1 protein-coding gene is annotated in these 216 nt (G+C 66.2%); it reads left to right on the top strand.

The window, feature by feature from the left end:
* Positions 1-216, top strand: a 216-nt coding sequence (locus tag ABQE89_RS26370; protein ID WP_448422199.1) for a transposase, incomplete at both ends; no start/stop codon positions are given.

The following is a 216-nucleotide window of genomic DNA, read 5'->3' as shown; positions in this document are numbered from 1 at the left end:
GTGTTGGCCGAACGACTCACCACTGCCCATCCCGATGTGCTGCGCGAGCTGCTGGCCACGTTCATTCACAGCCTGATGGGCGCTGAAGCCGACGCGCTGTGCGGTGCGGGATACGGCCAGCGCAGCACGGAGCGCACCAATCAGCGCAACGGCTACCGGCAGCGTCAGTTCGACACCCGCGCAGGGTCGTTGGATCTCGCGATTCCCAAGCTGCGC

The sequence above is a fragment of the Mycolicibacterium sp. XJ1819 genome (genome assembly GCF_053483675.1).
This window is presented reverse-complemented; position numbering and strand designations above follow the sequence as displayed.